The following is a 24,928-nucleotide window of genomic DNA, read 5'->3' on the forward strand; positions in this document are numbered from 1 at the left end:
GTTTTTTGTTATCTTCTGTAATAAGTAAAATTATATCATAAGCCGTATTACACATTACTGAGGGCTTCTGCCAATTCTGTTTTCTTATTCCTACTTAAAGGAATGGATCGGCCACTAACTTCTACATTCTTACTATTGAATTTCTCCACTTTTTCTAAATTTACAATATAAGACTTGTGAATTCTTAGAAACTTATCTTCTGGCAATTGCTTTTCAAAAGATTTCATTGTTGATAAGATTACGATATTGGCTTCATCCGTAACTAATTTAATATAGTCACCTAGTGCTTCTATCCACTTGATGTCGTTTAAAATAACCTTTCTCTTCTTAAGATTGCTCTTCACAAAAATATGTTCCTCATCCTCGGTTACCCTGTTCATTTGCTCATACTTGGCAACTGCTCTTTTAACGGAAGCATCAAAACGTGCCATAGTTATTGGTTTGTGAAGATAATCTGTTACATCATAGTCAAACGCTTTGAGTGCGTAATCTGGTTTACCAGTGATTAAAATTACCTGAGGGCTGTTATCTAAGGACTCGAGTAAGTCAAATCCAGTGATAATTGGCATTTCAACATCTAGGAAAATTAAATCAATTTCATTGTTCTTGATGCCGTTCTTCGCTTCTATAGCGTTGCTATATTCAGCTACCATAGCAAGGTTGGGGTGATTGTTAACCAACTTTGCGACGGCCATCCTTTGCATAGACGAGTCGTCAACGATAATACTTCTTAATTTCATAAGGGCTGATTTGTGGGGTTAAATCATCGACAAATTACTGAAAAAACATGCTCAACTACAACAAAAGATGTAAACAATGCATGGTTAACTGTATAATCAGCAATGATCATGGGTTTTAAGATTTGGTTTCTTTAATTTTAATATTTCTTCTCTCTATAACGAAGAATTTTTCGTTTTCTTGTAATTAGTATAAATATTTATTTATTTTTGCACTCCTTAAAATAAAATATATTATGAACCATTACGAAACTGTTTTCATTTTGAATCCCGTTCTATCTGATGTCCAGATAGAGGAAACAGTTAAGAAATTCGAGGATTTCTTAATTAACAATGGAGCCAAAATGGTGTCCAAAGAAAATTGGGGCCTAAAGAAATTGGCTTATCCCATCCAAAACAAAAAAAGTGGTTTTTACCACTTGTTCGAATTTACTAATACTGGTGAGGTGGTTATGCCATACGAGCAGGAATTTAGGAGAGATGAACGCGTTATGAGATTTTTGACCGTTAAGTTGGACAAACATGCTGTGGCGTGGGCAGAAAAAAGAAGAACAAGAAACAAAACTACTAAAGCTTAAGTATTATGTCATCATTACAACAACAAGCAAAAGGTAAAAAGGATGGGGAGATCAGGTATCTTACCCCTCTAAACATTGAAACAAACTCAAAAAAGAAGTATTGTAGATTTAAAAAATCCGGCATCAAGTATGTGGATTATAAAGATGCAGACTTTTTAATGAAGTTAGTGAACGAGCAAGGTAAGTTATTACCAAGAAGACTTACAGGAACTTCCTTGAAGTATCAAAGAAAAGTGGCCCAAGCGGTAAAAAGAGCTCGTCATTTGGCGCTAATGCCATATGTTGGTGATTTATTAAAATAAAAGAAAAGAATCATGGAGCTTATATTAAAGGAAGACGTAGAGAATTTAGGTTTTAAGGACGATTTGGTAAGTGTTAAGAACGGTTATGGTAGAAATTATCTTATACCACAAGGCTTAGCAACTATGGCAACTCCTTCTGCTAAAAAAGTTTTGGCAGAAAACCTAAAACAAAGAGCGCACAAAGAGAAAAAAGTTGTAGATGCTGCTACTAAAACTGCAGATGCTTTAAAAGCATTGGAGTTGAAGATAACGGCAAAAGCAGGTGCGGGAGATAAATTATTCGGATCTATTACCAATAATGATTTAGCCGAGGCAATAGCTAAAGAAGGTCATTCAATAGACAAAAAATTTATTAGCATTCAAGGTGGGTCTGTGAAAAGAACTGGTCCTTACAATGCACAGATCAGATTACACAGAGATGTTGTTGTAGATTTCCCATTTGAGGTTGTCGCAGAACAGAAATAATTTGATTTAAAATTAAAATATAAGCCTTTCAGTTTCCTGAAAGGCTTATTTGTTTTTTATTTTTCATGAAATACGCAAGACTTACAAAAGAACAGCTAGAGGAATTACATCAAGAGTTCATTAACTTCTTGGCAACCCAATCTATTACTGCCAGTGAATGGGATACTATAAAAAAGGAAAACCCAAAAGTTGCAGAGGAAGAATTAGATGTGTTTAGTGATTTGGTTTGGGAGGGTGTACTTACAAAGGTCCAATATTTGGAGAGTATTTCTGAACAACAAATGCATTTGTTTCACTTAACGGAGAAGGAAATGAAGCTTATTGCGGTAAAAGTAATGAATCCGGAAATTGATCTTACTTCAGAAGTAGGCTTCAATTGGTTCAAAAAGAATTGGCAGTCAGACTTTGTAGATTATATGACTGCTTCAAAGGCATACACAGATGAGCCTAACCTGGATAAATTTCAGTTGATACAGCAAGGCTCCGTAATTACCAAAGGTGAATTATACCAGTGGTTTGATAAAGTGATAGGATAAGGCGATATTTACCGCAAAATTATAGTTACTTAAGATTTCTATAGATCTTCATAATACCGAATTTTAATGGCACAAAAACCATCTATACCTAAAGGGACAAGGGATTTTTCCCCAGCCGAAGTAAATAAGCGCAACTATATTTTTGATGTTGTAAAAAAGCATTTTAAAACTTTTGGTTTTCAGCCTATAGAGACACCATCTTTTGAGAATTATGAAACCTTAATGGGGAAGTATGGAGATGAAGGGGATAGGTTGATATTTAAAATTTTGAATTCCGGGGATTTTCTAAGCAAGGTTGATGAAACTACGTATAAGGCTAAAAATTCACATGCCCTTACCCCAAAAATCTCTGAGAAGGCCTTACGGTATGATTTAACGGTACCTTTCGCCAGATATGTGGTTATGCACCAAAACGAATTGGATTTTCCCTTTAAGCGCTATCAGATACAGCCAGTTTGGCGTGCAGATAGGCCACAGAAAGGAAGGTTTAGGGAGTTTTATCAGTGTGATGCAGATGTTGTTGGCTCCGATTCGCTTTTACAGGAAGTGGAATTAATTCAACTTTACGACGCTGTATTTACAGATTTAAAATTGGCCGGTGTAACCATTAAGCTCAATAATAGAAAAATCCTTGCAGGAATTGCAGAAGTCATTGGTGCTACAGACTTATTAATAGATTTTACCGTAGCACTGGATAAGCTTGACAAAATAGGCGAGGAAGGTGTTAAAAAAGAAATGCTGTCCAAAGGTATTTCCGAGGAGGCCATAGAAAAAGCAACTCCGTTGTTTCAAATGTCCAATGCTATTGTAGATCCATTAGTGGTATTACAAGATATTCTTAAAGATTCCAGTGAAGGAACCAAGGGGCTTAAAGAACTTCGTTTTATTACGGAGGCCATAGGCAAATTAGGTTTGCAATCCTCAAAATTAGTAATTGATGTTACCTTGGCCAGGGGACTTAATTACTACACGGGTGCTATTTTTGAAGTTTCTGCTCCAGCAGGTGTATCTATGGGGTCAATTGGCGGTGGTGGCCGCTATGATGACCTAACAGGTATTTTTGGATTAAAAGATGTAAGTGGTGTCGGTATATCTTTTGGTCTTGATCGTATTTATTTGGTTATGGAAGAATTGGACTTGTTCCCTAAAAAAATAGAACAGTCATTGGATATCCTTTGTTTAAACTTCGGCGAACAGGAGGGCATGGCTGCCTTAGAATTAACCACGGTGTTGCGCAAGGCCGGACTTAAGGTAGATTTATATCCGTCGACGGCAAAAATTCAAAAACAGTTTAAATACGCTAATAACCTAAAAGTCCCTTTTGTTGTTTTACTGGGAGAACAAGAATTGATAGACCGTTCTTTTGTCGTTAAAAATATGGCTACCGGCGAACAGGTCAACTATTTATTGGACAATGTACAAGACTTTATAAAATCACTTTAGTCTAGTTTTAATACTATTAAAAATTTTTTTGTAATAGGTTGTTTCGTGAGGGACATACCTGTTCCAATCCTGATTTTCAAGTATATCGTTTTCCAAGGTGCTAAGTGGAATAAGGGACAATTGTTGTACTTCGCTTTCCTGTTTTGTTAATTCGGCAAAAGGTCTCTTAAGTTGGCATAAAAAAGTATGATGGAATTCACAATCTATTAAATCGTCCGAATGCCTTTGTATCGATTTAAAAACGCCTATTTTTTCCAAGTCAGTTTTAACGATAGTGAGTCCTATTTCTTCTTGTACCTCACGTATAGCAGATTCATCTATATCTTCACCCGCACCAATATGCCCGGCAACGGATACATCCCAAAGTAATGGATGCGTGTCTTTATTCTTTGCCCTTTGCTGAATTAGGACATCGCCATGAGCGGTATAAAACCAAATATGTACGGTAGGGTGATATAGGCCTTTAGCATGTGCCTCCGATTTCATGGCTGTGGTATTGGTGTACTTACCCCTACTATCTAGAATATCAATTAATTCATCCATATAGGTTTATAAAAAACAAATCCTTCCGAAAAGGGAAGGATTTGTAAGTGTTATTTAATCGAAATAACTAAAAGTTTCCCCCTCTTTAATAGTTAACAAGGTTTCATAAATTAATTGTATCACGTTTTCTACATCTTCTTTGTGTACCATTTCTACTGTGGTATGCATATATCGCAAAGGCAAGGAAATTAGGGCAGATGCAACACCACCATTGCTGTAGGCAAAGGCATCGGTATCGGTACCTGTCATTCTTGATGCGGCCATACGTTGAAATGGTATTTTCTTGGCTTCAGCTGTCTCAATGATTCGTTCACGTAATTTATTTTGGACTGCTGGCGCATATGAGATTACTGGACCGGCACCAATTTCTGTATGTCCTTCGGTTTTTTTCTCAATCATTGGGGTAGTGGTATCATGGCAAACATCTGTTACAATAGCCACATTAGGCTTAATGGTCTGTGTTATCATTTCGGCCCCACGTAGTCCAATCTCTTCTTGTACAGAATTGGTAATATATAGGCCAAACGGTAGTTTCTGCTTGTTTTCATGTAAGAGTCTAGCAACCTCGGCAATCATAAATCCACCGGCACGATTGTCAATGGCCCTACACACAAATTTGTCTTTATTAAGAACATGAAAAGTGTCAGGGTATGTAATTACACAGCCTACATGAACCCCCAATTTTTCAACTTCCTTATTGTCTTTTGCCCCAATATCAATAAAAATATTGTCAAGTTTGGGTACTGGACTGTCTTTGTCGTTTTTACGTGTGTGAATTGCTGGCCAACCAAAAACACCTTTTACAATTCCTTTTTTTGTATGGATATTTACCCATTTAGAAGGCGCAATCTGTTGGTCACTACCCCCATTTCTAATTACATATATTAAACCATTATCAGTAATGTAATTTACATACCATGAAATTTCATCAGAATGGCCTTCTATAACTACCTTGTATTTGGCATCTGGATTTATCACACCAACTGCAGTACCATATGTGTCGGTTATAAAAGTGTCTACATAGGGTTTTAAATAATCCATCCAAAGTTTTTGACCTTCCCATTCGTAACCTGTTGGAGCAGCGTTGTTAAGGTATTTTTCAAAAAACGCAAGGGATTTTTTAGTAATAATATTTTTCTTAGCCATTCAGTTCATATTTAACTACAAACTTAATAATATTCACTTGGTTTTAATAATATGCTCATTGATTATTCGTTAATTTTGGCAAGGCTTTTGCTTTAAAATTGTTATGTTTAAAAGTATACATGTATTACTTCTGCTTCTTTTTGGAACCATTTATTTAAATGGCCAGATAAAGGAAGAACCTTTGGATTCCATTGCTGAAAAAATGATAATTATTTCAGGGGATTCATTGGTGCAAACCTCTATAGCTTTGGAGGAGGCCTTCGTATTTGGAAAATTGAAGTTCAATACATACGACGAAAAATTAAAGTATTATATCCTAAGGAGAAAGACAGAAAAGGTTTACCCATATGCAAAGCTTGCTGCAGAGCGGTTGGTTGAACTAAATGATAGCTTATTCAGTATAAAAAATAATAGAAAAAGAAAACGTTACACAAAGAAGGTTCAAAAATACATAGAAGAGGAATTCTCTGAAGAATTAAAGAAACTCACAAGGACCGAAGGTCAAATTTTAGTGAAGCTTATTTATAGACAAACTGGTACTACTGCTTTTGATTTGGTAAAGGAATTAAGAAATGGTTGGCGAGCATTTTGGTATAATACTACAGCTAAATTGTTTAAAATAAGTATTAAGGAAGAATTTCACCCAGATAAAATACAGGAAGACTATCTTATAGAGGATATTTTACAAAGAGCCTTTGCCTCAGGAAAGTTGGAGCGTCAAAAAACTGTTTTAGATTACAATTATGCTGATTTATCCAATAAATGGAAATCACCGGTCAAGGCAGCATCCAAACAATAAGTTTATTGTTTGTTTCTTTTCCCAAATAATGAGTCTACAATAGTAGAAATACCTTTAAATCCCATGAAAATGGCTGTGATTCCTAGGATTATCCCTATAATAAGAACAGGCCAATAAAGTACATGGCCTTCATTTTTAAAAGCTTGCCAAATTACCACAGGAGCAGTAAACATAAGGACTACGGTATAACCTAGTTTTTTAATTCCACTAACCAAAAGTTCTTTATCAGTTCTCATTGTATGGTTAAAGTCTTTTTATATTCCTGTACCACGGCAAAATATCCCAATGCAAAATTATTGGTTCGTTCTACATTATCCAAAACTTCCATATTGTCAATTCCGGTAACATTAAAAACATTACCGCGAACGGTTGTTGCTGGTGTTTGAAATGGACCCTGATCGCCGCCCGACTGCACAATGACCTGATTCATGTAATTATAAAAAGGCTCATCGGCACCCAAAATACCTATCTCTAATTCTCTACCAGATTCAAATTTTTCATCGTAAAAATAAGAGAACCCAAATGTCTGTCCTTGATAAAACTCATCTTCTGTTACAAGAAATTCATTAAAGCCAAAATCAATTATATAAAAATCATCCCTATCCCCAATATCTGTAAAGGTTACTTTTACCTCGGTTTCATCTTCAGAGAACAAGGTTTCATCTCCCTGTGCTAACGTATCAATTGGGACAGATGGGACAAATCTTGTTCTTGCATAAAACGATTCTTCTCCATAATTTATATGGAGGTCAAGTGGGCCTTCAGTGAAAAAATTGGTGTTTTTACTACCTCTATAAACACCAGTTTCTTCAGAATTTAATAGTATAAAGTTTTGATCTAAGGAGCTTTGAGGTACATATTCTAAATTTTGAATTTGAACCATATCTACGTCAATCCCATCATTATTTTCAAAAAAAGAACTGCTTAAGGCAATTTTGACTTGAGCCATGGTAAATGCCTCACTGGTATCTATTCTAATAACTGCATCAACCACTAACCTAGGTTTTTCAGTTGGTAAGTCAACATCTATGACATCTTCACAACCAATACTAAAGATGGTAATTGATAGGAGAAAAAAATAAAAAGACTTGCCCATAGCTTAAAATTTAAAATTATAGGTTACCGCTGGAACAATACCAAAAATTGAAGTCCGTACCGCTTCATTAACTCCAGTATCTTGGTTTCTTCTAAAGTTTATAGATGCAGCATTCCTTTTATTATAAAGGTTATATATGCTAAAAACCCATTCGCCCTTAATTTTTTTATTTAGATTTTTCCGTGGTGTTAATGTTGCGGAAATATCTACTCTATGATAATCGGGTAATCGTTCTTTATTTCTAAGTCCGTAGTATGGAATGGTAAGCCCCTGAAATTCAAACTGACCAATAGGATAATTGGTAGGCTGGCCCGTTTGATAAGCAAAATTACCACTAAAACTCCATTTCTTGTTCAGATCATAGCTAAGAAATAATGATATGTCATGTGGTTTATCGTAAGGGGTATTGTACCAATTGCCAAAATTAATTCCACTCTCTAAATTACTTCTACCAGGGGTACGTTGCTCTGATTTGGATAGCGTATAGGCTAACCATCCCTGAAGCTTACCTTCATTTTTTCTAAAAAGCAACTCAAAGCCATAAGCTCTGGCTTCACCATTTAAAATAACTTGCTCAATAGCATTATTGGCGATCAAATTGGCACCGTCTATATAATCTATCCTATTTTGTATGTCTTTGTAAAATACCTCGGTCTCTATGGAATAGTCACCTTGCTTCATATTCCTAAAGTATCCTAAAGCATATTGATCTAATAATTGTGGTTTTACAAACGGACCACTAGGTGTCCAAACATCTAAAGGAGTAGGGGAGCTGGTATTGGATAACAGATGTAAATATTGCGCTAATCTTGTATAACTCCCCTTTATGGAACTTTTTTCATTAAAAGTGTATGCCAAGGACACTCTGGGCTCAAAATTATTAAATGTCGCCAGACTACCCTTTCTTCCTGGGTTTGAAACACCAATGGGTGCCGCTTCTTGATAAATTAATAGAAAAGGATCAAAGCGAACGGGATTATTATTTTCGTACACATTAAGTTCGTCTTGTCCAAGTCTATTAAAATAACTGAAACGTAAGCCATAACCCATGCTTAATTTATCACTTAACCTATGTTCAACATCTATATATGCGGCAAATTCATTTGCATATTTTTGGTTAAGTTGTTCTTCTAAAATACCAGAATCTTTATTGGAGGGCTCTATTTTGCCTGGATTAAATTGATAGTAGATATTGTTGATGCCATAATTCACTTGAAATTTATCATTTACATAATGCTTAAGGTCATATTTTATATTGAAATTACGGATACCGGAATTCCAATTAAACCCAACAAAATCTAGCTTTAGGCCATAATAATAGTCAGAATAAATTAGGGATAGATTTGAGAACAGTTTATCGGAAAATAGATGGTTCCATCTTAAATTACCTACAGCATTACCATAGGTGTTTACAAAACTGTCACTAATCCCAAAAACGTCCCTGCCAAAATAACCAGATAGAAAAATATTGTTGTTAGGGTTGATCTTAAAGTTCAGTTTTGTATTTAAATCATAGAAATAGGCCGTATTGTCCACATCAAACAGGGGTAAAAACAAATGGGCGTATGATGCTCTGCCACCCACCAAAAAGGCAGCCTTATCTTTCTTTATAGGTCCCTCTACTAATAATCTACTCGCTACGGCGCCTATACCGCCATTGATCTTTAATTCACGACTATTCCCTTCTTTTTGGAAAATATCCAATACCGAGGAAAGCCTACCCCCATAGCGTGCAGGGATACCGCCTTTATAGAGTTTGATATCCTTTATGGCATCTGGATTGAAAACGGAAAAAAAACCAAAAAGATGGGATGAGTTAAAAATAGTAGCCTCGTCTAAAAGAATAAGATTTTGGTCTGCGGCACCACCCCTAACATTGAAGCCAGATGCACCTTCGCCTGCATTGGTTACTCCAGGCAAGAGGAGAATGGATTTAATGATATCTGCCTCACCTAGGATTACAGGTATCTTTTTTATGGTGGCTACAGAAAGTGTATTTACACTCATCTGTGGTTTTCTAATATCCATTTTCTCCACATTCTCAGTGACTACAACTTCCTCTAGTTGTTCTACCTCTTCATTGAGTTTAAAATCTAATTTCGTGTTTTGGTTAAGATCAATGATTCTAGAGATATCTTCAAAGCCAAGATAACTTACAATGATGTTGTATTTTCCTTCTGGAAGCGTTATGGAATAAAAACCATATTCATTAGTAGTAATACCTGTGTTTAACTCCGGAACAACAACGGTAACGCCAATTAGGGTCTCATTGCTGTTTTCTTCGGTGATACTTCCGCTAAGCGTATATTTTTGTTGGGCATGGCAAATAATGGTACTGATAAAAAAAATAAAAATGGTTATACCAATACTTCTTATCATGAAAAATTTTTAATTAAAAATAAGGAGAATATTAGGTTAAGCAGTGCAGATTCATGAAAATACAAAAAGCCCCCTATTTGGAGGCTTTTTGTATTTGATTGTCTGTTATAAGGCACTTAAAATAGTATTGAAAGTAGTACTTGGTCGCATAGCCTTATTTACCAAAATAGGGTCTGGTTTATAATAACCACCTATATCTTGATGACTTCCCTGCGCATCCATTAACTCTGACAATATCTGTTGTTCCTTATCTTGAATGTTTGTAGCTACCGTACTAAATATTTGTTTTAACTCTTCATCACTATCCTGTTCAGCCAGAGCTTCTGCCCAATATTTGGCTAAGTAAAAGTGACTACCGCGAGTATCCAACTCCTTCACTTTTCTTGAAGGGGATTTATCATTTAAAAGAAACTTCTCAGTAGCACTATCCAAGGTGTCACCAAAAACTTTTGCCTTTGGGTTGTTGTTTTTTTCACCAAAGAACTCAAGTGAAACACCTAAGGCCAAAAACTCACCTAAGGAATCCCATCGTAAATGGCCCTCTTCTATAAACTGTTCAACATGCTTAGGAGCAGAACCACCCGCACCTGTTTCAAATAGGCCTCCACCGTTCATTAACGGCACAATGGATAGCATTTTAGCACTTGTCCCTACTTCTAGGATAGGAAATAAATCGGTTAAATAATCCCTAAGTACATTTCCTGACACTGAAATAGTATCTAGACCATCTTTCATTCTTTTTAAGGTATACTTAGTGGCTTCAATGGGTGACATGACCATAATTTCCAGTCCTTCAGTATCATGGTCTTTTAAATAAACATTCACTTTTTTAATTAATTCCGCGTCATGTGCCCTCTCTTCATCCAACCAAAATATTGCAGGCACTTTGGTAGCTCTAGCCCTAGACACGGCTAATTTTACCCAGTCTTGAATAGGTGCGTCCTTTACTTGGCACATACGCCATATATCTCCGTTTGCCACAGTATGTTCAATAAGCACCTCACCACTTTCTATATCGATTACTTGCACCACACCATTATCCTTAATTTCAAAGGTTTTGTCATGAGAACCATATTCTTCCGCTTTCTGGGCCATTAAACCCACATTGGGAACCGTACCCATTGTAGTTGGATCAAATGCACCATGTTCTTTGCAAAAATCAATGGTTGCAGTATATATTCCGGCATAGCTGCTATCAGGAATAACTGCTTTTGTGTCTTGGGCTTTACCTTCTTTGTTCCACATTTTGCCTGAATTACGAATCATTGCCGGCATTGACGCATCAATAATGATATCACTGGGGACATGTAAATTTGTGATGCCTTTATCTGAATTTACCATAGCTAGATCGGGACCATCTGCCAAAGTTTGCTGTATTGCATTTTCAATTACGGTCTTTTCAGCTGCAGGTAATTTTTCTAATTTTTGGTATAAATTTTCTAGACCATCATTTGGATTAACACCTAGTTTTTCAAAAGTTGATTCATATTTCTCAAAAACTGGTTTAAGAAATGTTTCAACTACATGACCAAATATGATAGGGTCGGATACCTTCATCATGGTTGCTTTCAGGTGAACGGAAAACAAAACACCACTATCTTTCGCGTCTTTAATTTCTTTTTTAAGAAACTCAAGGAGTGCTTTTTTACTCATTACAGTTGCATCAATAATTTCATCTGCCTGTAATGCAATTTTTTCCTTTAGAACCGTTTTTGCACCTGAAATAGTGACTAATTGAATTTGAATGTTGGTAGGCTTACTTAAGGTCAAGGATTTTTCATTTGCCTGAAAATCACCAGCGTCCATAGTAGCAACATGGGTTTTAGAGTCACTAGACCAAGCACCCATGGTATGTGGGTTTTTCTTAGCATAATTCTTCACCGCCCTAGGAGCACGCCTATCTGAGTTACCCTCCCTTAATACAGGGTTTACGGCACTACCCTTAATTTTATCGTATTTAGATTTTATTTCTTTTTCTGCTTCAGTCTTTGGTTCATCAGGGTAGTTAGGAAGTTTGTAGCCTTTGCTTTGCAGTTCTTTTATTGCTTCATTTAACTGAGGAACAGAAGCACTAATGTTTGGTAGTTTAATAATATTAGCTTCAGGCTGTTTGGCCATATGCCCAAGTTCTTCCAGATCATTTGAAATACGTTGCTCTGAGGTTAAGAGTTCTGGAAAAGAAGCAATGATTCTGCCAGCCAATGAAATGTCTTTAGTTTCAATTTCAATTCCTGAGGACTGTGTAAATGCTTTTACAATTGGAAGAAAAGACGCAGTTGCCAAAGCAGGTGCTTCGTCAGTTTTGGTATATAAAATTTTAGACATATGCATTTTGGTTTAAATTAAAGCGCAGCAAATATACCATTTTTTCTAGGCTTAAAAAGTAGCATGAGCCTTAATATTTAAGCCAATCCGGGGTAGAATTGTTAAATAACAAAAGCCATATCATTGTACTTGTACATTGATATGGCTTTTTAGAAAAAGTTTACAGACCTAATGTTTTAATCCTTGGACTAAAACGGCAACCATTGATTGCATCTGCGTCACTGATCCGACGTTTAAAATGTTTCTAGGTTCTTAATCATCTAACTAAGTAACCATACTCCATTTCTTCTTGTTGCCTTAGAACAAAATCCATTTTTGTTTATAAAAACATTAACTTCTTAAATTCCCATAATACAATAAGGAGCGACAGCCCTTTATGGTAATACTGATCATTTTCTATATACTTTATTAGGTATACATGGTGATATAACAACAATATAAAGAACGTTAACTTTATAACGATTGGAGAAAAACCCCTTAGGTAAAATTTCTAATCGTATTTAAAGATAATTAAAAATTTTGATAATAGGCTGTTTTTTAACTAATTAACTATCAACATAATATTAACCAAGGAAATTCACAATTGTTTATAAACAAAAAAACACCGTCTAAGAATAGACGGTGTTTTAAAATTATTTTAACAAAGGTCCTATGAACGAACCTCTTTAATTCTTGCTTTTTTACCAGTTAAGCCTCTAAAGTAGTAAATACGAGATCTTCGTACTTTACCTTTTTTGTTTACTTCAATTTTTTGAAGTGCAGGCAAGTTAATTGGGAATATACGTTCTACACCAACAGTACCGGACATTTTACGAATCGTAAAAGTTTCTGTTGCACCTGTGCCTCTTCGTTGTATTACAACACCTTTAAAGAACTGGGTACGTGTTTTCTCGCCTTCCTTAATTTCGTAGTAAACGGTAATTGTATCACCAGCAGAGAATTTTGGAAATTCTTTTTTGGCTACAAACTCGTCCTGAACATATTGTATTAATGATTCCATTGTAAATTTTTGTTATTGGAATTTTATCAAAGCAACTTTCACGATTCTCGTCAGAGGTTGATTTAACAGGCTGCAAAAATAGTCTTAAAATTAGAACTTGCAAAAATTATTTCAGGAATTTTAATTTTCCTTTGATGCCTCCCTATTCCAATAGATCTGGTCTAAGTTGCTGGGTTCTTTCATGTGCTTTTTGCTCGCGCCATTCTTCTATTTTACCAAAGTTGCCGCTTAACAATATATCTGGCACCTTCATTCCTTTATATTCCGCTGGCCTTGTATATACCGGCGGCGCCAGCAAACCATCTTGAAAACTATCTGTCAACGCGGATGTCTCGTCATTTAAAACTCCCGGCAATAGTCTTATAATGGTATCACAAAGAACGGCGGCACCAAGTTCTCCCCCAGAGAGCACATAATCGCCAATTGAGATTTCTTTGGTGATAAATGCATCTCTTACCCTTTGGTCAACGCCTTTATAATGGCCACAAAGAATGATGATATTTTTTAGTAAGGATAAACTATTACTTGTTTGTTGGTTTAATGTTTCACCATCAGGTGTCATATAAATAATTTCATCATAATCTCGTTGTGAGGTTAACTTTGAGATACAGAGGTCAATTGGTTCTATCATCATTACCATGCCTGCGCCGCCACCAAATTGATAATCATCTACTTGCTTGTAGTTATTACTGGTATACTCCCTTAAATTATGAAAATGTACTTCTACCAGCTTTTTGTCTATAGCTCTCTTTAAGATAGAAGCTTCAAACGGACTTTTTAATAATTCTGGTAATACCGTAATGATGTCAATACGCATGTGTTGAGGGATTATTTACTAAGCGTTCCAAAAATAGTGAAAACAATGAGATTCCTTCTGCCAACCTAACTTTTCGTATAATTTTTGTGCTGGGTTATCTGTTGCTGTTTCCAATGCTAGACCTAGATACCCATTTTCTTTACAATACGTTTGTGCATGTTTTAGTAGTTGGGTACCAATATTTTTGTTCCTATGATTTTCAGAAACATATAAATCATTTAATAGTAATGTAGGTTTTAGGTTAACCGATGAAAAAGAAAAATATAATTGAACAAATCCCGTAGCAATTTCATTATCATAAGATAAAAAAACGACCGACTCATTATTAGCAAAGCGTTCCTTTAAAAATAAAAAGGCAGCAGTCATATTGGACACCTGTTTGTAAAAAATTCTATACTTGTTAAATTAGGGAACCAAGTCATTTAAATTAGAAATATCGGCTTGCACAATTATCATAATTACCAACAAAAAAGCTCCTTAATAAGGAGCTTTTAATTATTTAGTTTTTTTTTGCTTGTTAAGCTCGTCTTGGAGTTGTCTGCTTATTTTTTGCTCTCGCTCCAAGGCCCTTCGCCTATGGTCTTCATACTCGACCTCTAGTTCAGATAGGTTTTGTTTAGCTTCTTGTGTTAAGATATTACTATTTCTAAACTTATATATAAAAGCCCCTAATAATACGAATAACCCGGTAATTATGGCCCAAAGAATTACATTGTAGGTGCCTTTGGATACGGATATGCCTAGAAATGACATACTATCCTTTTCTTCCGTTACGGACGTTAAGTTTCTGGTAGTCTCTTCAAGTTTATTATTAAGCGAACTTATGGTGGTTTCATGTTCCGAAATCGTAGCCTTTAATTCCGCTGTTTTTTTATTAAATGCAGCGATAGAGTCCAAAACATTTTTCCTTAATTTATATAGGTTAGTTTCTTTTACAACCTCGTAGCGAACGCCATCTGCTCTATAGTTACCGGAACGCTTTGAAATAAAGTCAAATTGATTACTTATGGGACCCTCATCCAATGATAGTTTATCCTCGCCTTCCGATTCTTGGCCATAATGTATATTTACGGTAAGTAGGACCATCAATAAACATACTATTTTTAAGATTTTCATTACTATATTATTGCTGTTAAAAAATGATTTAGAGAGGACTAAAGTAATTTATTAAAATCAATTAAAGAAATAAAAGATACAACCTATGTCCTTGTCATTACAACTACGTTAAAATTCACTTGTAAGGATGTTTTAATGTTAATTAAATTAGTAATAGGTATACCTACGAACTTTAGAAATGAATTTGGCTAATCGGATTACTTGATGTGAATATCCATACTCATTGTCGTACCAAATATATAACACCAAGTTATTTCCATTGTCTGATACCAAGGTTGCCTTGCTGTCATAAATTGAAGGCGCAGAGGTACCTACAATGTCAGATGACACCAATTCTTTGCTTAGCGAGTATTTTATCTGTTCCACCAAATCGCCTTCAAGAGCATATTTCTTTAAAATTGTATTTATGCCATTTATAGAAGTCTTATTCTCTAAGTCCAAGTTTAAAATTGCCAATGAGCCATTGGGTACGGGCACACGAATAGCATTTGAACTTAGTTTACCTTCCAAGGAGGGTAATGCCTTGGAAACCGCTTTGCCGGCACCCGTCTCCGTAATTACCATATTTAAACCGGCAGCACGTCCCCTTCGGTATTTGCCATGCATATTATCTACCAGGTTTTGGTCATTTGTATACGCATGTATGGTTTCTAAGTGGCCTTTTTTAATACCAAGGGAATCTTCAATTACTTTAAGGATTGGGGTAATGGCATTAGTAGTGCAAGATGCGGCAGACAATATTTTGGTCTTATCTGGGTCTACTTCAAAATGGTTAACGCCATAAACAATATTTGGAATTTCCTTTCCTGGGGCGGTTAATAAAACTCTTGATGCACCTTTTGCCTTTAAGTGTCTGGATAATTCTTTTTTATCTCTAAAAGCCCCTGTATTATCTATAATCAATGCATTGGAAATACCATATTTGGTATAATCCAAATCTTCGGGTTGTGATGCATAAATTACGTTTACTGTCGTTCCATTGATAATAAGTGCATTATTTTTTTGGTCAACGTTTACCGTACCGTTGAAATTACCATGTACAGAATCTGTTTGCAGTAAACTTGCTCTTTTTTCCAAAACAGCTATGTCCATTGGGCCCCTAACAACAATTGCCCTTAAACGTAGTTGGGTTCCTTTTCCGGTTTTGGACATTAGCTCTCTGGCAATCAGACGGCCAATTCTACCAAAACCGTATAATACCACGTCTTTTGGGTTGATAGTATTGGCATTAGGTGCGTCCTTTAATTTTTCAATGACGAAGGCTTTTACATTGGCAAAATTATTATCGTCTGAATGATATTCGTAGGTCAGCTTTCCAATATCCAATTTTGAAGGGGGCAGCTTAATATCATTAATGGCCCGTAATAATTCTACAGAGTCAAAGATTGAAATTGGTTTTTGTACAAATTCGCCTGCATATTCATGCAGTTGAATTATGTCGCTAACATTTTTATCTATGACCTGGTTCTTAAAAAGAACAATTTCGATGGATTTATCATACCATAGATCACTAATGATCTTTATGAATTCCGTAGTGGCTTTTCTTCTATCTGCTTGAAAAGCGAGCTCTTTTTCATATGCTATTTTACGAGACATAATAGGCTTTGGATGTTATAAATTTATTCAAAATTAAGATATTTAGGTGTTTTTGTAACACTTAAAAACTTAAAAAGTATCCGCGTTAGGGGATACTTTTTAAGTTTGATTAAAGTAAGGTACTTATTGAAAGATTAGACGTTCCCGTTCTCCATTATCGTTCAGCATGGTAATGACAGTCTTACCGTATTGTGAGATAGCTCCAAATGCGGTATTCGCATCTGTGATATTGCTAATGTCACTTTCATCAACCTTAATGATCACTTTTCCGGTAAGTCCATAACCTCTGTACCTTTCGGGTACCCCGATGATTTTCACTCCATTTTTTGTTTTGAATTTCTTCTTGTCGGCTTCGGTAAGATTTCTAACCTCCATTCCCATAACAGGTACCACAATACGGCTTCTTTCCTTTAGTATTACGGGCACTATCAATTGTTCACTTTTTCTTTCTATGGTAACATTTATGGTGTCCTTAGGTCTTTTAGTGGATAGATATCCTGTTAAATCTGGATATTTGTGAACTTCTATCTGATCCACCTTTTTGATGATATCACCATATTGCAAACCAGCTTCTGAAGCACCAGATTCCTCTTCAATAGTTTCAATAAAAACACCGTCAATTTCATTAATACCTTTTTCTATGGCATCTTTTGTATTAACTGGTGCCGGCCATATACCCATAATGGCTTTTTGCACATTGCCATATTCCAAAATGTCATTCACCACCTTTTTGGCAATATTACTGGGAACTGCAAAAGAATAACCTACATAAGAACCTGTTTGTGAAGATATGGCAGTGTTAATACCAATTAAATCACCGTTGGTATTTACCAAGGCCCCTCCAGAGTTGCCGGGATTTACCGCAGCATCTGTTTGTATAAAGGACTGGTTGGACCTTGTGTCCAAACTTCTTGCTTTAGCACTAATAATCCCTGCAGTCACCGTAGAGGTAAGATTAAATGGGTTACCTACGGCCAATACCCATTCACCTATTTTAGAGTTATCAGAATCCCCAAAGGCCAAATAGGGTAGTTTTTCATCTGCTTCAATCTTTATTAAAGCAATATCGGAATTTGGGTCGGTCCCTATTAATTCTGCTTCATAGGTTCTATTGTTATTTAAGGTCACTTGCAATTGACTCGCCTTAGCAATAACGTGGTTGTTAGTAACTATATAACCATCTTGTGAAATAATGACCCCAGATCCGGTACCTACTTGTGGTGTAACGCTACCTTCAGATCCATAAAAGAAATCAAATACAGAAGAAGGTCTTCTATTTAAGGTGACATTTTTAACGTGTACCACTGCATTCACCGTAGTTTCCGCTACCATAGTAAAATCTACCTCATTTATCCCTGCACCTTTCGCAGATGTGGGCGTAAAACTGGTACTTACCACACTATTTTGTTGGTCAGATGAAATTACTGCATAATTGACTTTTTCAAAAAAAAGCTTGTAAGCACCCAAAGTAATTGCCCCGGCAAAAACAGCAACAATAAATAGGCTTCCAATTCTTTTCATATTCTGTATTATTTTACTTAAACAAAGTAAAATTAACCGTTTTGTTTATTTTTCATTGGTCTTTAACGACTTTTTAACCTCTATAATAGTGCCAATAAACCGTATCTTTGTTGCCATAAATTGTACTATGAATTTACCTTTTTATAAATATCAGGGCACTGGGAACGACTTTGTAATGATTGACAATCGTGAGCTTCTTTTTCCAAAGCAAGATAGTTCATTAATAGCCCAATTGTGCGACCGCAGATTTGGTATTGGGGCAGATGGCCTTATACTTCTAGAAAATGATGATGCTACCGATTTTAAAATGGTTTATTTTAATGCAGATGGAAATGAGGGTAGTATGTGTGGAAATGGAGGAAGGAGTATTGTTGCATTTGCAAATTTTTTAAATATAATTGAAGATTCAACCGTTTTTAACGCAGTTGATGGCATACACGAAGCAATTTTAAATGATACCGTTGTTAGTTTAAAAATGCAAGATGTTTCTGATATTACTATTAGAAACAATACTGTTTTTATGGATACCGGTTCACCGCATCATGTACAAATGGTTTCTGATTTAGAAAATTTTGAAGTATATAGGGAAGGCGCCAAATTAAGATATGGACTTTATGGAAAGCCCGGTAGTAATATAAATTTTGTAGAACAAGAATCCAATGATTCTTTTGCGATTAGAACATATGAACGTGGTGTAGAGGATGAGACCTTATCTTGTGGTACTGGAGTGACTGCTGCAGCCCTGGCGATGCATAAAACGGCAAAAACCCAAAATAATAAAGTTATTGTCAATGCAAGAGGTGGGCAATTAGAGGTTAGCTTTAATGTGGCCAAGGATGGTTATAACAACATATTTCTTACTGGGGCAGCCAAACAAGTATTTAAAGGAGAGATAACCATATGACCTTAGAGGGAGAACATATTTATTTAAGAGCTCTTGAAAAAGGGGATCTTGATTTTCTCTACCATTTAGAAAACAATACAGATGTTTGGGAAATAAGTGGGACTATTACGCCATATTCAAAAAATGTTTTACAATTATATTTAGAAAATGCACATAGGGACATTTATGATGTAAAACAATTACGGTTGGTAGTGTGCAATCTTGCCCATGAGGCCATTGGATTAATTGATATATTTGATTTTGACCCTAAGAATAAGAGGGCCGGTATCGGGATCGTAATCATTAATGCCTCGGACAGAAATAAAGGCGCTGGGGGAGAGGCACTGGAGGTGCTCTATAAGTATGCTTTTAATACTTTGGATGTCCACCAATTGTATGCTAATATATTAGAGGGTAACCAAGCCAGTATACATCTATTCCAAAAACATGGATTTGAATTGGTAGGGACTAAAAAAGACTGGATTTTTTCAAACCAAAAATTTAAAAACGAATTATTATTTCAAAAGCTAAATAACTAATGTACATTAAACGTATTCTACTGACCATTGTACTTGTTGGCCTTCTTGTTGGTGGCATTTTTGCTTACATGGTCTATGGCACCTTTTTCACGCCCAACACTAGCTTTGCTAATGAAAAGGCCTTTGTTTTTATACCAACAGAAGCTACTTTTGATCAAGTGAAAGAATCATTAGAACCACTTTTGGAAGATATGGACTCTTTTACAGCTGCAGCGGAACGTAAAGGATATACCGCAAACATAAAAGGGGGCAAATATGCCATAAAAAAAGGCATGACCAATAATGACATCATAAACACATTAAGAGTAAATAATATTTCTGTTAAGGTATCTTTTAACAATCAAGAGACTCTAGAAGATTTGGCCGGGAGAATTTCCCAACAAATCGAAGCAGATAGCGCAAGTCTTTTGGCAAGTTTTAAAGATGTAGATTTTTTAAAAGACAATGGCTTTGCATTAGAAAACGGCATAGCTCCCTATATTCCAAATAGTTACGAGTTTTTCTGGAATACTAGTGCTGAAGAGTTTAGAAAGCGAATGTTGAAGGAATATGAGAAATTTTGGACGGTCGAACGCCAAGAAAAAGCTAAAAAACTAAATTTAACCCCAAAAGAGGTAGTAGCATTGGCATCAATTGTTCATAAAGAAACCGCCAAGGTAGACGAACGTCCACGGGTTGCCGGAGTATATTTAAATAGATTAAGGAAGGGCATGTTATTACAGGCAGATCCAACCGTTATTTATGCCATTAAAAGGAAAACTGGTGATTTTGATACGATAATAAAAAGGGTTTTATTCAAGGATCTAGAACTAGATTCGCCCTATAATACCTATAAATATGGTGGATTGCCTCCGGGTCCAATTGCAATGCCAGATATAAGTGCAATAGATGCAGTTCTTAATCCTGAAAAACATAATTACTATTACTTTGTGGCAAATGTCGAAAATTTTGGATATCACATGTTTGCAGAGAACTTAGTGCAACATAACCGAAATAAAGCACAGTACATCCGATGGATCAATTCAAAAAACATCAATAGATAATACTATTGTCCGAATTTTATGACATGTTAACTAAAATTGTATAGTTTTAACAAAACCTTCTAGAATAGCCATAATATCTACTCTAACTTTGCGAAGTGAAATTTAAGCGAACATTTTTTTTGCGTTGTAAGTCTTAAGAAAAGCACTTTATGAGAAGATGGATATTGTTAAGTTGTCCACTTATCGTGATTTTTATTTTAGTGAGTTATGGCTTTGATCTTTATAAGGTTAGTGTGCCAAATGCACTTAAGGTAAAAGAACCTACTGAGGTTTTGTTTCCCAAAGACAAAATCTATTTTGAGCGCCTCGAAGCAACGCCTCCTTTTCTGGGGAGTTCCTTAAACGGTTTTAAGGAAGCACTGGCATTCAAGGAATCACAAGGTAACTATGCTGCCGTGAATACGTTCGGCTACCTTGGTAAGTACCAATTTGGTATGAATACCTTGCAATTAATGGGTGTTTATAATCAACACCAATTCTTAAATGATCCCATTCTACAAGAAAAGGTTTTCCAAATTAATATGTCCCGTAATAAATGGATACTCAGAAGGGATATAAAAAGATTTGTGGGAAAACCTATTAAAGGAATCATGGTTACGGAATCTGGCATACTTGCTGCGGCACATTTGGCCGGTGCAGGAAATGTAAAATCATACCTTAGGTCTTATGGTAAAGTGGATGTAATAGATGGTTACGGCACTACAATTGCAAAATATCTACAGAAATTTTCTGGCTATGATGTTTCTTCGGTAGAAGCCATTAAGAATCCTAGGATTTAAAATTTTATCTATATATGAAAATGGGGCCTTGGCTATTTAGTCAGGGCTTTTTTATGCCTGTATAATAAATATTGTTGGTCTTTTGTGCAAGTCAATATTTTCATTTTTCCATGCGGAGGCAGTTTTGGTGACAATATATTCCGTAGGCAAGGTAATATCGGTTGCCACACAAATAAATGTATTTGGGGCAAGGGTCTTAATAAGTTCTTCCAATAATTTGTTATTACGATAAGGTGTTTCTATAAACAATTGGGATTGTGATTCGTCTCGCGACTTTTTTTCAAGTTTTTTGATTTCTTTTTTTCTTTCAGGACTATCTATGGGCAAATATCCGTTAAAAGCAAAATTTTGACCGTTTAGTCCACTGGCCATCAATGCTAACAATATTGATGACGGCCCTACTAAAGGCACTACCTGTATATGCTTTTGGTGAGCGATTTTAACTACTGCTGCACCGGGATCGGCTATTCCTGGGCAACCTGCCTCAGACAGTATACCCACATCATACCCTTCAAGACAGGGATTAAGAAAGTTGGGAATGTCATTCGGTTCGGTAAACTTATTAAGTGCAAATAAATGGAGTGAGGGTTGTGACTTTCTAGGGCTTATTTTTTTTATAAAATGCCGGGCTGTTTTTTCGTTCTCAACAATATAATGGTCTATTTCCTCAATGGCCCTTTTAATAGAAATGGGCAACACCTCCAATGGTGGTATGTCTCCCAATGTTGTAGGGATCAAATATAACTTACCTGTTTTTTTTGAAGTTCCGCTCATAAACCGGTTTCTATTTTATTTGCGATGGCAGTGCAGGCGGTATCTATTAGATGATATACTTTTTCAAATCCTTCATCGGCATCATAATAAGGATCTGGCACTTCTATAGTATGTACATCAAGTTCACTTAATAATAAACGTACTTTATCAGCATCGGCCTTGTTTTTACTTTGTGCTATAATAGTGCCATAATTGCTTTTATCCATCGCATATATGATGTCAAATTCAGCAAAATCATTAGGCGAAAATTTTCTACAAACTTGGTTGCTAATGTCTATACCATATTTTCTTGCTACCGCAATGGACCTTGGGTCTGGGGCGTTTCCTATATGATACCCGCCAGTACCAGCGGAATCTACAAAAAACATATCAGGATTTAGTTTATTTTTCAGAATACCTTCAGCTAATGGCGACCTGCAAATATTTCCAAGGCATACCATCAAGACTTTAGTTTTCATGAAATAATTATGAGAATTTCTTGGTAAGGTCGTCTATGTACTTACGAAATTGCTTATCTGTCTCCGCTAAGTTATCAACGGTTTTACAAGCATGGAGAACAGTTGCATGGTCTCTTTTACCAATTTGTGAACCGATACTTGCTAAAGAAGCCTTTGTGAATTTTTTGGCAAAGAACATGGCTAACTGCCTAGCTTGAACAATATGTCTTTTTCTTGTTTTGGATTGTAATGTGGCCACATCCATTTCAAAATAATCAGAAACTACCTTCTGTATGTAATCTATAGAAACTTCGCGTTTTGTATTCTTTACGAATTTTTCCACTACTTGCTGTGCAAGCTCAATCGTAACTTCTCTTTTGTTTAAGGTAGATTGCGCAATCAATGAAATAATGGCGCCCTCCAATTCCCTAATATTTGTTTTGATATGTTTGGCAACATATTCAATGATCTCCTCGGGCATTTCTACGCCATCACGATATAGTTTGTTGTTAAGGATAGAAATACGAGTTTCATAATCCGGACTTTGCAATTCTGCGGAAAGTCCCCATTTAAATCTGGATAACAATCGTTGCTCTATATCCTGCATGTCAACAGGAGCCTTATCAGAGGTTAAAACAACTTGTTTCCCATTTTGATGTAAATGATTGAATATATGGAAGAACACGTCTTGGGTGCCGGATTTACCTGATAGGAATTGAACATCATCAATTATTAAAACATCTATCAATTGATAAAAATGAATAAAATCATTTCTTGTGTTCTTCTTTACAGACTCAATATACTGTTGCGTGAATTTTTCTGCAGAAATATAAAGAACGGTACGTTCTGGATATTTGTCCTTTATCTCAACCCCAATGGCATGAGCCAAATGGGTTTTTCCCAATCCAACACCGCCAAAAATTAATAAGGGATTAAAGGAAGTGCCTCCTGGTTTATTGGCTACGGCCATACCGGCGGAACGTGCCAACCTATTTGAGTCCCCTTCTAAAAAATTATCAAAGTTATAATTAGGGTTAAGTTGGGATTCAATTTTGATATTCCTAATGCCTGGAATGACAAAAGGATTTCTTAATTCAGGATTTTTAGATTTTATGGGAACATCCATTTCCTGTGGTTGCATATTGCCGCGGTTGGAACTTGGTATCTTTTCGGTGAATGGTTCCTTGTTGCCATAGGTATTTTCCATTCTAATGATATATACCAATTTAGCGGATTCACCTAACTCCCTTGTTAGTGAAACTTTTAATAGTTTAACATAGTGTTCCTCTAGCCATTCATAAAAGAATTTACTAGGTACCTGAATGCTCAATGAATTCTCAGAAAGCTTTACAGGCTTGATAGGCTCAAACCATGTTTTGAATGCCTGCGGTTGGATATTATCCTTAATAAATTCCAGACAATTTTTCCATACGGAATTGGCAGTAACACTCATAATAAAAAAAGCTCTCTTTTTTAGATTAAAAAAATAGTAAGCGGTAATTAAGATTAAACTTTTTATTACTGCTTTATCGGGTGGACAAATATGTGAACAAAAATTCTAAAAAAAAAATCAAACTCTATTGAATATGACCTTTTTTTTCCCCATGTTCGCGTTGTATCCAAGGGAGGTACTAAATATATACTATTTTACTTCAAAATGAAGGATTTTAATGAAATTTCTTTTCGGGTCAGGTACGGTGAAACAGACCAAATGGGTGTGGTGTATCATGGTAATTATGCGCAATATCTAGAGATAGGAAGAGTTGAGTGGCTTAGGGCCCTAGGGGTTTCCTATAAGGATATGGAAACCCAGGGGGTTATGCTTCCTGTTATCAATTTGCAGATCAACTTTCTTAAATCTGCCATTTATGATGATGTAATTACCGTAAAGACAAGGTTAAAAAAGTTACCTACTGTACGAATAGAATTTGAATATATTATCCTAAATCAGGAAGGCGAAAAATTGATTGAGGCAAGCACTATTTTGGCATTTATGGATGTTAATAGGAAAAGACCTATAAAATGTCCAGATTATATCCTTAAAAAACTTAGTTAAGTTTAAATTGGTTACCAA

At 35.7% G+C, this 24,928-nt stretch carries 27 protein-coding genes; 11 read left to right on the forward strand and 16 right to left on the reverse strand.

Annotated elements, in window-relative coordinates; translation table 11 throughout:
- Positions 1 to 47: 47 nt before the first annotated feature.
- Positions 48 to 740 (reverse strand): LytR/AlgR family response regulator transcription factor, encoded by a 693-nt coding sequence (locus ACOCEA_RS08305; protein ID WP_281540413.1) that lies wholly within the window; start codon positions 738 to 740, stop codon positions 48 to 50.
- Between the two features lie 233 nt (positions 741 to 973).
- Here ACOCEA_RS08305 and rpsF point away from each other — a divergent pair, with 233 nt between their 5' ends.
- The 5 genes from rpsF to hisS all read left to right on the forward strand — a co-directional run bounded on the left by rpsF (position 974) and on the right by hisS (position 4,061).
- Positions 974 to 1,315: a 30S ribosomal protein S6 gene (rpsF, locus tag ACOCEA_RS08310; RefSeq protein ID WP_420755763.1), complete on the forward strand. Its 342-nt coding sequence runs from the start codon at positions 974 to 976 to the stop codon at positions 1,313 to 1,315.
- A gap of 5 nt (positions 1,316 to 1,320) precedes the next feature.
- Positions 1,321 to 1,617 (forward strand): 30S ribosomal protein S18, encoded by a 297-nt coding sequence (rpsR, locus tag ACOCEA_RS08315; RefSeq protein ID WP_420755764.1) that lies wholly within the window; start codon positions 1,321 to 1,323, stop codon positions 1,615 to 1,617.
- Positions 1,618 to 1,629: 12 nt separating this feature from the next.
- On the forward strand, positions 1,630 to 2,082 hold the full coding sequence (rplI, locus tag ACOCEA_RS08320; protein WP_420755765.1) for a 50S ribosomal protein L9: 453 nt from the start codon (positions 1,630 to 1,632) through the stop codon (positions 2,080 to 2,082).
- 65 nt (positions 2,083 to 2,147) lie between these two features.
- Entirely contained in the window at positions 2,148 to 2,618 is a 471-nt protein-coding gene (locus tag ACOCEA_RS08325) for a DUF6495 family protein (protein WP_420755766.1), read from the forward strand.
- Positions 2,619 to 2,684: 66 nt separating this feature from the next.
- Complete coding sequence (hisS, locus tag ACOCEA_RS08330; protein WP_420755767.1) at positions 2,685 to 4,061, forward strand: histidine--tRNA ligase; 1,377 nt, start codon at positions 2,685 to 2,687, stop codon at positions 4,059 to 4,061.
- Here the strand turns inward: hisS and ACOCEA_RS08335 are convergent.
- Positions 4,053 to 4,604, reverse strand: a complete 552-nt coding sequence (locus ACOCEA_RS08335; protein ID WP_420755768.1) for an NUDIX hydrolase — start codon at positions 4,602 to 4,604, stop codon at positions 4,053 to 4,055. The genes hisS and ACOCEA_RS08335 overlap by 9 nt on opposite strands.
- 54 nt (positions 4,605 to 4,658) lie before the next feature.
- Complete coding sequence (locus ACOCEA_RS08340) at positions 4,659 to 5,750, reverse strand: M42 family metallopeptidase (protein WP_420755769.1); 1,092 nt, start codon at positions 5,748 to 5,750, stop codon at positions 4,659 to 4,661.
- Positions 5,751 to 5,853: 103 nt separating this feature from the next.
- Here ACOCEA_RS08340 and ACOCEA_RS08345 point away from each other — a divergent pair, with 103 nt between their 5' ends.
- Positions 5,854 to 6,549 carry a DUF4294 domain-containing protein gene (locus ACOCEA_RS08345; RefSeq protein ID WP_420755770.1) on the forward strand — a complete coding sequence of 232 codons (696 nt, stop codon included), beginning with the start codon at positions 5,854 to 5,856 and terminating at the stop codon, positions 6,547 to 6,549.
- Positions 6,550 to 6,551: 2 nt separating this feature from the next.
- Here ACOCEA_RS08345 and ACOCEA_RS08350 read toward each other — a convergent pair whose 3' ends face one another.
- From ACOCEA_RS08350 to ACOCEA_RS08395, 10 genes are all read right to left on the reverse strand, one after another.
- Positions 6,552 to 6,785, reverse strand: coding sequence for a DUF6095 family protein (locus ACOCEA_RS08350; RefSeq protein ID WP_420755771.1), 234 nt, complete (start codon positions 6,783 to 6,785; stop codon positions 6,552 to 6,554).
- Positions 6,782 to 7,645, reverse strand: coding sequence for a DUF4249 family protein (locus ACOCEA_RS08355; RefSeq protein ID WP_420755772.1), 864 nt, complete (start codon positions 7,643 to 7,645; stop codon positions 6,782 to 6,784). Before ACOCEA_RS08355 ends, ACOCEA_RS08350 begins: the two co-directional genes overlap by 4 nt.
- A gap of 3 nt (positions 7,646 to 7,648) precedes the next feature.
- Positions 7,649 to 10,024: a TonB-dependent receptor gene (locus ACOCEA_RS08360; protein ID WP_420755773.1), complete on the reverse strand. Its 2,376-nt coding sequence runs from the start codon at positions 10,022 to 10,024 to the stop codon at positions 7,649 to 7,651.
- A 105-nt stretch (positions 10,025 to 10,129) separates the two neighbouring features.
- Complete coding sequence (locus tag ACOCEA_RS08365) at positions 10,130 to 12,349, reverse strand: NADP-dependent isocitrate dehydrogenase (RefSeq protein ID WP_420755774.1); 2,220 nt, start codon at positions 12,347 to 12,349, stop codon at positions 10,130 to 10,132.
- A gap of 649 nt (positions 12,350 to 12,998) precedes the next feature.
- The gene (rplS, locus tag ACOCEA_RS08370; protein WP_420755775.1) at positions 12,999 to 13,349 is read right to left on the reverse strand and encodes a 50S ribosomal protein L19; all 351 of its coding nucleotides are present in this window, start codon (positions 13,347 to 13,349) and stop codon (positions 12,999 to 13,001) included.
- A gap of 142 nt (positions 13,350 to 13,491) precedes the next feature.
- On the reverse strand, positions 13,492 to 14,166 hold the full coding sequence (trmD, locus tag ACOCEA_RS08375; RefSeq protein WP_420755776.1) for a tRNA (guanosine(37)-N1)-methyltransferase TrmD: 675 nt from the start codon (positions 14,164 to 14,166) through the stop codon (positions 13,492 to 13,494).
- Positions 14,167 to 14,184: 18 nt separating this feature from the next.
- The gene (locus ACOCEA_RS08380) at positions 14,185 to 14,532 is read right to left on the reverse strand and encodes a GNAT family N-acetyltransferase (RefSeq protein WP_420755777.1); all 348 of its coding nucleotides are present in this window, start codon (positions 14,530 to 14,532) and stop codon (positions 14,185 to 14,187) included.
- Between the two features lie 129 nt (positions 14,533 to 14,661).
- Positions 14,662 to 15,282, reverse strand: a complete 621-nt coding sequence (locus ACOCEA_RS08385; RefSeq protein WP_420755778.1) for a tRNA (guanine-N1)-methyltransferase — start codon at positions 15,280 to 15,282, stop codon at positions 14,662 to 14,664.
- A 147-nt stretch (positions 15,283 to 15,429) separates the two neighbouring features.
- A complete protein-coding gene (locus ACOCEA_RS08390; RefSeq protein ID WP_420755779.1) occupies positions 15,430 to 16,878 on the reverse strand; it encodes a glyceraldehyde-3-phosphate dehydrogenase in 1,449 nt (482 codons plus the stop codon).
- Positions 16,879 to 17,001: 123 nt separating this feature from the next.
- Entirely contained in the window at positions 17,002 to 18,399 is a 1,398-nt protein-coding gene (locus ACOCEA_RS08395) for a trypsin-like peptidase domain-containing protein (protein ID WP_420755780.1), read from the reverse strand.
- Positions 18,400 to 18,526: 127 nt separating this feature from the next.
- On the opposite strand from ACOCEA_RS08395, the gene dapF reads away from it, so the two are divergent.
- From dapF to ACOCEA_RS08415, 4 genes are all read left to right on the forward strand, one after another.
- The gene (gene dapF / locus ACOCEA_RS08400; protein ID WP_420755781.1) at positions 18,527 to 19,303 is read left to right on the forward strand and encodes a diaminopimelate epimerase; all 777 of its coding nucleotides are present in this window, start codon (positions 18,527 to 18,529) and stop codon (positions 19,301 to 19,303) included.
- Positions 19,300 to 19,821, forward strand: a complete 522-nt coding sequence (locus ACOCEA_RS08405) for a GNAT family N-acetyltransferase (RefSeq protein ID WP_420755782.1) — start codon at positions 19,300 to 19,302, stop codon at positions 19,819 to 19,821. Before dapF ends, ACOCEA_RS08405 begins: the two co-directional genes overlap by 4 nt.
- Positions 19,821 to 20,864, forward strand: coding sequence for an endolytic transglycosylase MltG (gene mltG, locus ACOCEA_RS08410; protein ID WP_420755783.1), 1,044 nt, complete (start codon positions 19,821 to 19,823; stop codon positions 20,862 to 20,864). Before ACOCEA_RS08405 ends, mltG begins: the two co-directional genes overlap by 1 nt.
- A 149-nt stretch (positions 20,865 to 21,013) precedes the next feature.
- On the forward strand, positions 21,014 to 21,643 hold the full coding sequence (locus ACOCEA_RS08415; RefSeq protein ID WP_420755784.1) for a hypothetical protein: 630 nt from the start codon (positions 21,014 to 21,016) through the stop codon (positions 21,641 to 21,643).
- A gap of 51 nt (positions 21,644 to 21,694) precedes the next feature.
- Here ACOCEA_RS08415 and ACOCEA_RS08420 read toward each other — a convergent pair whose 3' ends face one another.
- Genes ACOCEA_RS08420 through dnaA form a run of 3 tightly spaced genes read right to left on the reverse strand, consistent with a single transcriptional unit; the run spans position 21,695 to position 24,307 of the window.
- On the reverse strand, positions 21,695 to 22,417 hold the full coding sequence (locus ACOCEA_RS08420; protein WP_420755785.1) for an SAM-dependent methyltransferase: 723 nt from the start codon (positions 22,415 to 22,417) through the stop codon (positions 21,695 to 21,697).
- Positions 22,414 to 22,875, reverse strand: coding sequence for a low molecular weight protein-tyrosine-phosphatase (locus tag ACOCEA_RS08425; protein WP_420755786.1), 462 nt, complete (start codon positions 22,873 to 22,875; stop codon positions 22,414 to 22,416). The genes ACOCEA_RS08420 and ACOCEA_RS08425 overlap by 4 nt, the downstream gene beginning before the upstream one ends.
- Before the next feature lie 7 nt (positions 22,876 to 22,882).
- Positions 22,883 to 24,307 carry a chromosomal replication initiator protein DnaA gene (gene dnaA / locus ACOCEA_RS08430; protein ID WP_420755787.1) on the reverse strand — a complete coding sequence of 475 codons (1,425 nt, stop codon included), beginning with the start codon at positions 24,305 to 24,307 and terminating at the stop codon, positions 22,883 to 22,885.
- Positions 24,308 to 24,511: 204 nt separating this feature from the next.
- On the opposite strand from dnaA, the gene ACOCEA_RS08435 reads away from it, so the two are divergent.
- Entirely contained in the window at positions 24,512 to 24,910 is a 399-nt protein-coding gene (locus tag ACOCEA_RS08435) for an acyl-CoA thioesterase (RefSeq protein WP_420755788.1), read from the forward strand.
- The last annotated feature ends 18 nt before the right edge of the window (positions 24,911 to 24,928 follow it).

The sequence above is a fragment of the Maribacter luteocoastalis genome (genome assembly GCF_048890225.1).
GTDB lineage: Bacteria > Bacteroidota > Bacteroidia > Flavobacteriales > Flavobacteriaceae > Maribacter > Maribacter luteocoastalis.